Raw genomic sequence first — 9,511 nt, forward strand, 5'->3', positions numbered from 1 at the left:
CCCCGTCGACGACCGCACCCTCCGGCCCTGCGGACTGGTCCGCGCTGGCCAGGAGCCTCGACGGATCCCTCGTACGCCCCGACGACGCGGCCTACCGGACGGCCCGTCAGCTCTACAACACCCGCTACGACGGCCAGAAACCGGCCGCGGTCGCCTACGTCAGGCACGAGGCCGACATCCGCGAGTGCCTGGCCTTCGCACGGCGCAGCTCCACGCCCGTCGCCATCCGCAGCGGCGGCCACTCCTACGCCGGCTGGTCGAGCGGCAACGGCAGGCTCGTCGTTGACGTCTCGTCACTCTCCCGCGTCGGCCGGAATGGCACGATCGGCGCCGGGGCCCGGCTCCTCGACGTCTACCAGGGCCTCGCCGCGCACGGCGTGACCATCCCCGGCGGCTCCTGCCCCACGGTCGCCATCTCCGGCCTCACCCTCGGCGGCGGTCACGGCGTCGCAGCCCGCGCGTACGGCCTGACCTGCGACAGCCTCACCGCCGCGACGATCGTCACCGCCGACGGCAAGACCCTCACCGCCGACGCCAAACACCACTCGGACCTCTTCTGGGCGCTGCGCGGCGCGGGCAACGGCAACTTCGGCGTCGTCACCGAACTCCGCTTCCGCACCCGTCCCGCCCCGCAGACCGTCACCGCGTACATGTCCTGGCCGTGGTCGCGCGCCCGGTCCGTCATCACGGCCTGGCAGGAGTGGGGCCCGGACCAGCCGGACGAGATCTGGTCCTCCGCCCACCTCGCGGCGGGCCCCGGCGGCGGCAACCCGACCGTGTCGGTCGCGGCCTTCAGCCTCGGCACGTACGGCGATCTGCAGAACGCCGTCGACCGCCTCGCCGACCGGATAGGCGCCCCGGCCTCCTCGGTCTCGCTGCGCCGCCGCAGCTACCAGGAGGCGATGCTCGTGTACGCGGGCTGCTCCGGCATCACCGATGCCCAGTGCCACCTGCCGGGCACCACGCCCGGCCGCACCTCGCAGGGCACGCTCCAGCGCGAGACGTACGCGGCCGCATCCGACTTCTACGACCACTCGCTGCCCCCGGCCGGCGTCCAGGCCCTCCTCGACCGGACGCAGGCCTTCACCCGGCTCGACGCGGACCAGGGCGGCGGGGGTTCGATCGCGCTCACCGCGCTGGGCGGGGCCATCAACCGCGTCGACCCGCAGGCCACGGCGTTCGTCCACCGGCGCTCGCGGATGCTCGCCCAGTACATCGGCGCCTGGCGCTCCGGCACCTCGGGCAGCACACAAAAGAACTGGCTGAAAGACACCTATTCCGCGCTGCGCCGTTACGCATCCGGAGCGGCGTACCAGAACTACGCGGACCCGACGCTGACCGACTGGCGGGACGCGTACTACGGCACGGCGGCCGCCCGTCTCGGCGATGTGAAGAAGCAGTACGACCCGGACGGCTTCTTCACGTTCCCGCAGTCGCTCTGAGCGCGTAGCGCTGGGCGCTGGGCGCTGGGCTACGAAAGCGAACGGCCGCCGCCTCCACCGGGCCGGAGACCGCTCTCGCGGTGACCGGCGCCGGAGGGAGCGGCGGCCGCGAAACGCCTCTGCGTCCAAGGACCCTCACGCACCTGCACCCTCAGGCACCTGCACCGTCAAGCACCTGCATCGTCAGGCGTCTGCGCCGTCAAGCACCTGCGTCGTCAGGCGTCTGCGCCGTCAGGCATCTGCATCGTCAGGCATCTGCGCTCTCTTACGCCGCGAGCCCTTTCTCGCCATCCCCGCCGCCGCCCGATCCGGGCCGCGGCTCGGGAATCCCGAGCGCCTCGCCCCGGCTCCCGGCCCCTGCCACCGACAGCGGCCGGCGCGACCGTACGAGCCGGCCCACCCGGGGAGACCGCGAGACGGCACCCACCAGGGGCGTCAGCAGCATCATCGCGAGCGGCGCGAGAAGCAGCGCGGCAGCCGTACCGAGGGCGAAACCGCCGATGACATCGGTCGGGTAGTGAACGCCCATGTAGATCCGGCAGAAACCCTCCAGCACTGCGAGCCCGATCGCCGCGATGCCGAACTTGCGGTTCGCCACGAAGAGTCCGACGCCGAGAGCCATCGCCATCGTGGCGTGGTCGCTCACGAAGGAGAAGTCGTTCTTCCCGTCGACCAGGACGTCCAGCCCCTGGTGATCCTTGAACGGACGCGGCCGTTCAACGAATCCGCGGATCGGGATGTTGATGAGCAGTGCGATCCCCGCAGCGAGCGGCGCCCAGACGATTCCGGAGACAGCCGTCACCGAATCCTCGAGTGTGCCGCGCCGGCGGACGCTCCACCAGCACCACAGGACCACCAGGACCATGCCGAGCATGATCCCGTACTCGCCGATGAACTCCATGACCCGGTCGAACCAGGTGGGAGCGGACTTGGCGAGCCCGTTGATGTCGTAGAGCAGGCTGACGTCGGGGTTCGACCCATCCAGTGCGAGTCCAGCCATCTGCCGCGGCCCCTTGCCTTGTCTGCTGTTGGTACTGCGGCACACGCCCATGTGCACCGCTCTGACGAACCCCCGTGTTCGCTTCGATCACGTACGTGGGACGACGCTCGGTCAGTGGCTGCGGCCCCGGTCCAACCAGAGAACGACGCGTTCCACGCGTACGTTCCACTCTCCACCGAATGATCACCATGACGTTATCGAAGAGTGACTCATCGTCGCAGCTCAGGGCCCAGGCTTCACAGAGAGTTCCGGCCACCGCCGCCCATCGGTCAGGCCGCCGGCTGCGTGGTCGGAAGAGCGGCGGCACCGTCCTTGGTGACGCGTGTCGCACCGAAGTAGTCGGGCGAGTCGATCTTGTCGAACCGGATGACGGCACCGGTGTACGGAGCGTTGATCATGTACCCGCCGCCAACGTACAGGCCGACGTGGTGAATGGCCCGCGAGTTGGCCAGGTCGTCGGAGAAGAACACCAGGTCACCGGGGAGCAGCTCGTCGCGCGAGGGGTGCGGCCCTGCGTTGTACTGGTCGTTCGCCACCCGCGGCAGCTCGATGTCCACCGTCCGGTACGCGGCCTGCGTCAGCCCCGAACAGTCGAACCGCCCACCCTGCTCCGGCGTGCCGTTGCCGCCCCACAAGTACTTCGTACCGAGCTTCTTCTGCGCGAAGTAGATGGCGCCCGCGGCCTGCTGCGAGGGCTGCACCCGGCCCACGGGCTTGGCGAAGCTCTTCTCCAGGGAGCGGATGATCTTGACGTAGTTCTCCGTCTCCGCGATGCGCGGGACCCCGCCCGACTTGATCACCCGGTACGCGCCGGCGTTGTAGGCGGCCAGCATGTTGTCGGTCGCGTCCCCCGGCACCTTCTTTACGTACCCGGCCAGTTCGCAGTCGTACGACGCGGCGGACGGAATCGCGTCAGCGGGATCCCAGACGTCACGGTCGCCGTCGTTGTCCCCGTCGATCCCGTGCCCGGCCCAGGTCCCGGGGATGAACTGTGCAATGCCCTGCGCAGCGGCCGGACTCGTGGCATCCGGGTTCCAGCCGCTCTCCTGGTAGAGCTGGGCGGCCAGGAGGGCGGGGTTGATGGCGGGACAGAGGTTGCCCCACTTCTCCACAAGCGGCTGGTACTTGGCCGGCACGGCCCCCTTGGCCAGCCCAACGGCCCCGCCGCCACCGCCCCCGAGGCCGGCGGCGGCGGAGTACGTACCGACGACGAGCAACGCCACGAAGCACATGGCGGCCCCGACGCCGATCCCACCAACCATCCAGAATTTCCGCACCCCTCAACCATCCCCCATCGGGGACGGGTTCATGGGTGGTTTCGACGGTGTGTGCGAGTCATTAGGGTCACTGATGGGTCATCAGGGTGCTCCGGCGGACCAGAAGTCGGAGTGGACGTTGGGGCGGGGCAGCGGGTAGACGCCCTCGTAGGACGGGCCGTTGGGCGGCGTTGTCGACTCGACCACTTCGGACTCTTCCACGCAGGGGCTGTCCACTTCGAAGAAGGCTTGGCCGCCCCCTCCAACACTCAGAGTGACACCGAATCCATCGCTCGTCTGAGCGTAGATCGCAGGGAGATCCGGATCCCTGTTCACCGCCTTGATCCTGTACCCGTTCTTTCGCCAGAAGCGATCCACCACGCCTAGAAAACTGCCGCGACGACCATCGGACACAATTGTCATAACAACGCGCATACGCGATACGTCACAACTCCCAGCGCTCGTAGGGCCATGCGCCCATTGCACTCCCGGTTTAACTTCTTCCAAAACAGCATCGAGGATCCTGTCCGCACGATCTGCCGCAGCTTGCATATCCATTTTTGCGTGCCCATCCCCACCAGACAAACCATGATTATCTCGGCAACCCGACAGAGATAGACATAGCACCAGCACACCAAACAACCCCAACCTGCGGCATCTCATCGAGAGGCCTCCATCTTGACCTTGTCGGCCCGCCCAACGGTGATCAAAGCGATACTGTCTGCCGACATAGCGTCTCGCTGAGGGTCGAAATACTGCGAGTGCGCATCAATGGAAACCCCATTGCCGCCAACAAGCCGAGGCCCCTCATCCACCGGAAAACGCCTGGCGCCGAATGCCTTACTCGCCGGGTCCTTGCCAAACCAGAGATCGTCATCCCCTTGGTCAGCGATCTCACCCAGGAGATAAGCACCGGCCGGCCCTGCCGCTGCCCAACCCGCGGCGCCGACAGCACTCTGCCGCTTGGACGGAAGCTTGGTCACGATATCGTTCTCTGCCGCACCGACGAAAACGTGATCCTTGCCCACCCCGAGGTCCTCAGCTCGATCTACGCCAACTCCGGGACTTCCGACCAGAACGATGTCGTCAACCCCTGGAATTCCGCCCCCTTGCTGCGTGGCAGCCCCTACAGTACGCGAGCCGTACGAATGCCCAATTGCCGTCATGTGTAGATCCTCATTCTCATTCGTGGCCGAAATGCCACCCATAAATTGATTAAAGGCGCCCCCACCTGTCACGGCCCGTTCATCCCTCATCACGTCAAGGCTGCCAAATCCATCCGGAGTTTGCGGCGCATCGTAGCCAAGCCAAACAATCGCCGCACTGGAATGGTCGTACTTATTCGCCCCCTTGGCGGTATCCCGAGCACGCTTGAGGTCATTTCGCGCAAAATCCTCATCCAACGACGTGTTCAGCCCCGGCACATAAGCCGAAACATTGCGCGCCGTATCCGGATTCCCGAACGAAACAATCGCGCGTCCGTTCCCCTCGTCCCCGATGCCGAGCAAGTACATCGGCGGCTGCCCATCCGCTCGCAACTGCCGGTCGATCTCCCGCAGCCCCGCCAACTGCGTCTCCGCCCCCGCATCGCCCCGTCCCTCCAGTTTGCCGATCAGCAGTTGGAGGTTGTCGCGGTTCGCCGTGTCGCGGACCAGGGCGGGGATGCCGTCCAGGTTGCCGATCTGGTCCGGGTAGACCGCGAGGTACTCCTCGCGCTGTTCGTCCGTCAGGCCTGCCCACCACGCCCGGCGCGCCGCCGGAGTCGCATCGAGCGGGATGCCGGCCTTCAGGTAGCCGCGCGCCGCGTCCCGTACCGCTGCGGCGTCCCCCGCCGCGTCCGTCCACGTCCGGTCCGGGACCTTCAGCCCCTCCTCGGCCTTCAGCTTTCGCAGGATTCCGGCGAACCGCCAGTCGATCTCGGCCGCCGTCCGCACGGCCTTCGTCACCCGGTCCGCGATGTCCTGCGCCTTGGCCGCGTTCGGGTTCGGGGCCACCAGCCCCGACGGCGGCAGCAGTCCCGGCGCCGCCCCCACCGACGCCGTGCCGCCCGCCAACGGCTTCCCGTCGATCAGGCCCTCCCCGGCCTCCGGGTAGGTCACCGAGCCGTCCGCGTGCACGGTGAACCTCAGCGCCTCCGCATCGTCCAACGCGTCCCGCAGGACACGTTGCTGGGCTCTCATCTCGTGGGCGAGGCTGTTCAGTGCCGTGCGGACCAGGCCGCACTCCGTGTACACGTACTGAAGGTTCCATCCCAGCTGCTGCAGCCTGCCCACCGCCGCGTCCGCCGCCGCGCCCTGCTGGGTCTCGCGCAAGCCGTTCAGCAGTTGCTTCTCGATCCGGTCCCGTCCGGCGTCGGCGCGGTTGCTCGCCTTTCCCCATCCATCGGCCGCGCCCTCCAGCTCGGCGCACTTCAGGTCCCGTAACTGGCCCCAGGTCAGCGGGGAGGCCTGCGGCGTCAACGCTCGACCCCTCGCGTGCGCCTCGCCACCGGTGCGAAGGACGACTTCACGGTCTCGTTCGTCTCGCCCTGGGCCCGTGCGACGGTCCGCAGGTTTCCGGCCAGGGACCCGCACTCCCGGCGCGCGGACTCGAAGCGCCGTTCCCACGACTCCCGTACGGTCCCCAGCTCAGCCAGCGCGCTCAGCCCCGCCGTACCGGCGAGCAGGCCCTCATGCGCGACCGCCAGCTCCGTCCTCACCGGCCCGAGGTGTGCGGCCATCCCCTCCGCGCCGCCGGCAGCACGCACCCACACCCCGTCGCTGTGCCGAAGCTGATCCCCGCCGGCACCACCAGACCCACCAGCCCCACCAACTCCGCCGGCTCCACCAGCCAGATCGCTCAGCCTCTGCCGCCCTCCGGGCTGCCCCACTACGGCCACACCGCTCACCCCGCTCCTTGATCGTGGAGCGGCACTGTGCCAAACCGGGCAACCGCGACACGCCGCAGGCCCGGAGGCAGGGAGCGGGCAGTCCCCCTGTTCCCCGGGCCCCCCAACGGGGGGCCATCACCCACGGATCACCCGAACGGTGGACCGGGGCACCGCGCCCTACGAGCCGTACGTCCTCGGGTCCACCGTGGCGAGCCGGTGCAGTGCGGCCGCCGCACGCTCCTCCGGCGCAGTGCCGTCCTCAGGGATGTGCCACAGGTAGTGCCGCGAAGAGCCGTCCTCCCCGGCGTACAGCAGGGACAGCGCCGTACGGTCCCCGTCCCGGATTCGGAGCCGCCAGCCCGGTGTCCACCGGCCCATCGGCCACAAGGAGATCGGTGGCCCGGACGGCTTCCGCGATCCTGCGCGCCGTCTCGGGCGCCACGGTCCCCGGCTCCCGGGGCACCGCGAGCAGCCACCCCCGGACGGCGGCATCGCGTGATGGCCGAGCCACACCAGAGCCCCGGCCGGCCGGTCGATCGCGTCGAGGGCACGCACGGCGGGGCCGACGAGAACGCGCAGCTGCCCGAGGATCCTGAGATACGGCACGTCCTCCGGCTCACCGAGCCGGGCGAGGAGAGAGAGGCCGACGCACACGGCCTCGGAAGTCGATCCCGCACGCGTGAGGCACCGCGCGAGGGCACGTGCCCTGGCCTGGTCCTCCAGCACCAACTCGCCGACGACGCGCTGGATATGGCCGGGCCGGACGGCCTGGGTGAGTACGGAGAGTTGACGCTGCAGCCGCTCGGCGGCCCGAACCGGGTCGGGGGCCAGGAGGAGAGGGCCGAGCAGATCGGTCAGCGCCGCCCGGGTCTTCGCCCAGCTACGGCTGCCCTGACGCTTCGGCTCAGAGGGATCGGGAAGCTCGTATCCCTTCCCGGGGAAACGGCCTTCGGGCTCCGCGCGGTGGAGGCGCAGGGCGTAGGAGTACAGCGAGGGCCGGGGAGTGAGCGCACCGCGCTCTTCCGGGGCGCTCAACGGGCGGGGGGTTCTCGATCCCGCGAGTCCCGCGAGTCCCGCGAGTCCCGCGAGTCCCATAAGTCATACGGCGGAGTCCGGCAGGCCCGCCCGCCACCTTCCAGCGGATTTCACCGCCGTCCGACCGCCGCAAGCCGCCGCCGCCGCCGCCCACGAACTCCTCCGGACCACTGCGAAACGCCTCGAACCACCCCGGGAACGGTCCCCCACACCGCACCACACCCGCGATGGGCACACGATCGACCGCGCCCCGGCCCGCCCGGCAGGAAGAATGCGGACACATGAGCCATTCACAGCCCGCCCGCGACGAGTCCGCGTGGCACCGGCCGATGGTCGCCCGCCTCGCCGACGAGCAGCACCGCACCGCGACCATGCTGGAACTCTTCTTCGACCTCTGCTTCGTCACCGCCGTGGCCCAAGCGGCGACGGCATTCGAGCACGAGCTCGCCGAGGGGCGCATCGGCCACGGGGTGCTCGGCTACGCGATGGTGTTCTTCGCGATCTGGTGGGCCTGGATGAACTTCACCTGGTTCGCCTCCGCGTACGACACCGACGACGTGCCCTACCGGCTGCTCACCCTCGTACAGATCACCGGCGCACTCGTCCTGGCCGCCGGCGCGACCGAGGCGGTCCAGCGCGAGGACTTCACGGTCATCACCTGGGGCTACGTCATCATGCGGCTCGCCATGGTCGCCCAGTGGCTGCGCGCCGCCCGCGCCGATCCCGAACGGCGCCGCAGCTGCCTGCGCTACGCCGTGGGGATCCTCGTGGTGCAGGTCGGCTGGGTCGTACGCCTCGCCCTGCCCGAAGGAAGCGGACTCGCGACGTTCGCGGTCCTCGTGGTCGCCGAGATCGCCGTCCCCGTCTGGGCCGAGCGGGCGGCCGTCACCACCTGGCACCCGCACCACATCGCGGAGCGGTACGGCCTGTTCACGCTGATCGTGCTCGGCGAGTCGATCACGGCCGCCACCGGTGCCGTACACGCCTCCCTCGATACCCACGCGGCTCTCGGCGACCTCGCCGCGCTCGTCGTCGGGGGCATCCTGACCGTCTTCGCCCTGTGGTGGCTGTACTTCGCGCAGAACGCGCCCCAGCGGCTCACCACCCTCCGCGTCGCTCTCCTCTGGGGCTACGGGCACTACTTCGTCTTCGCGTCCGCGGCCGCCGTCGGCGCCGGCCTCGCGCTCAACGTGTCCCACGCCACGGGCCACGGCCACCTCTCCGACCACGCGGCGGCAGCGGCCTACACCGTTCCGGTCGCGGTCTTCATCGCCCTCGTGTGGCTGCTGCACCACCCCACCCCGGTGCGGCTCGACACCGCCGACATCGTGCATCCGGTCGCGGTCGCCGCCATTCTCGCCGCAACGTTCACGCCCTCGCCCGTCCTCGTCACGGGCATCCTCGCCGCGCTCCTCATCGCCGCGAAGCTGAGCCTCTCCGCACGCGGCACCACGAAGGCGGGAACCGCCCAGGCGCCGCGCACATCGCCCTGATCGACGCCGTCGCCCGCTACGGACCGATGCTCAGAACCGGCCTGGCCGGCCTGCCCCCACCCGGTCACGGGACAAGCTCGCAGCGAAGTCCGCGAAGTCCGCGAAGTCAGCGGGTGCTGCGGGCCGTCTGCCCCGGCAGGGCGATGCCGTGGGCCTGGGCGACCTTCCCCGGGCGCAGGGTCCACGGCACCGGTGAGGTGTCGGTCAGCCAGTCCTCGGCGACGATCCGGTGCACGACGAAGCCGCGCAGCGACCGCGACAGCTTCCAGCCCAGACCCTTGCACAGCTGGCTGTAGGAGGGGCCGTGCCCGTGTTCCGCGCGGAAGGCGGCGGCGAAACCCGCGGCCTGCGGACCGCGGTCGGGATGCCCGTCCTCCCAGGCGTCGTAGGCGGTGAGCACGGACCGGGGGGCGGGG

9 protein-coding genes and 1 pseudogene are annotated in these 9,511 nt (G+C 69.6%); 3 read left to right on the top strand and 7 right to left on the bottom strand.

Going from position 1 to position 9,511, the window contains the following annotated elements; genetic code table 11:
- Nucleotides 1-1,442: FAD-binding oxidoreductase (locus J1C73_RS30460; protein WP_207319195.1), on the top strand; the 1,442-nt coding region annotated here is incomplete at its 5' end.
- A 265-nt stretch (nt 1,443-1,707) separates the two neighbouring features.
- Here J1C73_RS30460 and J1C73_RS30465 read toward each other — a convergent pair.
- The 5 genes from J1C73_RS30465 to J1C73_RS30485 all read right to left on the bottom strand — a co-directional run bounded on the left by J1C73_RS30465 (nt 1,708) and on the right by J1C73_RS30485 (nt 6,417).
- Nucleotides 1,708-2,442, bottom strand: a complete 735-nt coding sequence (locus tag J1C73_RS30465; RefSeq protein WP_207319196.1) for a phosphatase PAP2 family protein — start codon at nt 2,440-2,442, stop codon at nt 1,708-1,710.
- Nucleotides 2,443-2,711: 269 nt separating this feature from the next.
- Nucleotides 2,712-3,704, bottom strand: coding sequence for a C40 family peptidase (locus tag J1C73_RS30470; protein ID WP_164494367.1), 993 nt, complete (start codon nt 3,702-3,704; stop codon nt 2,712-2,714).
- 96 nt (nt 3,705-3,800) lie between these two features.
- The gene (locus tag J1C73_RS30475; RefSeq protein ID WP_372446758.1) at nt 3,801-4,361 is read right to left on the bottom strand and encodes a hypothetical protein; all 561 of its coding nucleotides are present in this window, start codon (nt 4,359-4,361) and stop codon (nt 3,801-3,803) included.
- Nucleotides 4,358-6,157 (bottom strand): alpha/beta hydrolase, encoded by a 1,800-nt coding sequence (locus J1C73_RS30480; protein ID WP_207319198.1) that lies wholly within the window; start codon nt 6,155-6,157, stop codon nt 4,358-4,360. Before J1C73_RS30480 ends, J1C73_RS30475 begins: the two co-directional genes overlap by 4 nt.
- Nucleotides 6,154-6,417 carry a hypothetical protein gene (locus J1C73_RS30485; RefSeq protein WP_123460637.1) on the bottom strand — a complete coding sequence of 88 codons (264 nt, stop codon included), beginning with the start codon at nt 6,415-6,417 and terminating at the stop codon, nt 6,154-6,156. The genes J1C73_RS30480 and J1C73_RS30485 overlap by 4 nt, the downstream gene beginning before the upstream one ends.
- 42 nt (nt 6,418-6,459) lie before the next feature.
- Between J1C73_RS30485 and J1C73_RS30490 the strand changes: the two genes are divergently transcribed.
- On the top strand, nt 6,460-6,597 hold the full coding sequence (locus J1C73_RS30490) for a hypothetical protein (protein ID WP_207319199.1): 138 nt from the start codon (nt 6,460-6,462) through the stop codon (nt 6,595-6,597).
- A gap of 147 nt (nt 6,598-6,744) precedes the next feature.
- Here the strand turns inward: J1C73_RS30490 and J1C73_RS30495 are convergent, their stop codons facing one another.
- Nucleotides 6,745-7,602, bottom strand: a complete 858-nt coding sequence (locus J1C73_RS30495) for a hypothetical protein (protein ID WP_207319200.1) — start codon at nt 7,600-7,602, stop codon at nt 6,745-6,747.
- A gap of 281 nt (nt 7,603-7,883) precedes the next feature.
- Between J1C73_RS30495 and J1C73_RS30500 the strand changes: the two genes are divergently transcribed.
- Nucleotides 7,884-9,095, top strand: coding sequence for a low temperature requirement protein A (locus J1C73_RS30500; protein ID WP_207319201.1), 1,212 nt, complete (start codon nt 7,884-7,886; stop codon nt 9,093-9,095).
- Between the two features lie 106 nt (nt 9,096-9,201).
- On the opposite strand, the pseudogene J1C73_RS30505 reads toward J1C73_RS30500, so the two are convergent.
- Nucleotides 9,202-9,511, bottom strand: a pseudogene (locus J1C73_RS30505) (hypothetical protein); the annotation flags it as partial.

The sequence above is a fragment of the Streptomyces laculatispora genome (assembly GCF_017353455.1).
GTDB classification, from domain to species: Bacteria; Actinomycetota; Actinomycetes; order Streptomycetales; family Streptomycetaceae; genus Streptomyces; species Streptomyces laculatispora.

Excerpts from the sequence above, each read along its gene's own strand:
- J1C73_RS30465 (WP_207319196.1), bottom strand. The coding sequence starts at position 2,442 with ATGGCTGGACTCGCACTGGATGGGTCGAACCCCGACGTCAGCCTGCTC.
- J1C73_RS30470 (WP_164494367.1), bottom strand. The coding sequence starts at position 3,704 with ATGGTTGGTGGGATCGGCGTCGGGGCCGCCATGTGCTTCGTGGCGTTG.
- J1C73_RS30475 (WP_372446758.1), bottom strand. The coding sequence starts at position 4,361 with ATGAGATGCCGCAGGTTGGGGTTGTTTGGTGTGCTGGTGCTATGTCTA.
- J1C73_RS30485 (WP_123460637.1), bottom strand. The coding sequence starts at position 6,417 with ATGGCCGCACACCTCGGGCCGGTGAGGACGGAGCTGGCGGTCGCGCAT.
- J1C73_RS30500 (WP_207319201.1), top strand. The coding sequence starts at position 7,884 with ATGAGCCATTCACAGCCCGCCCGCGACGAGTCCGCGTGGCACCGGCCG.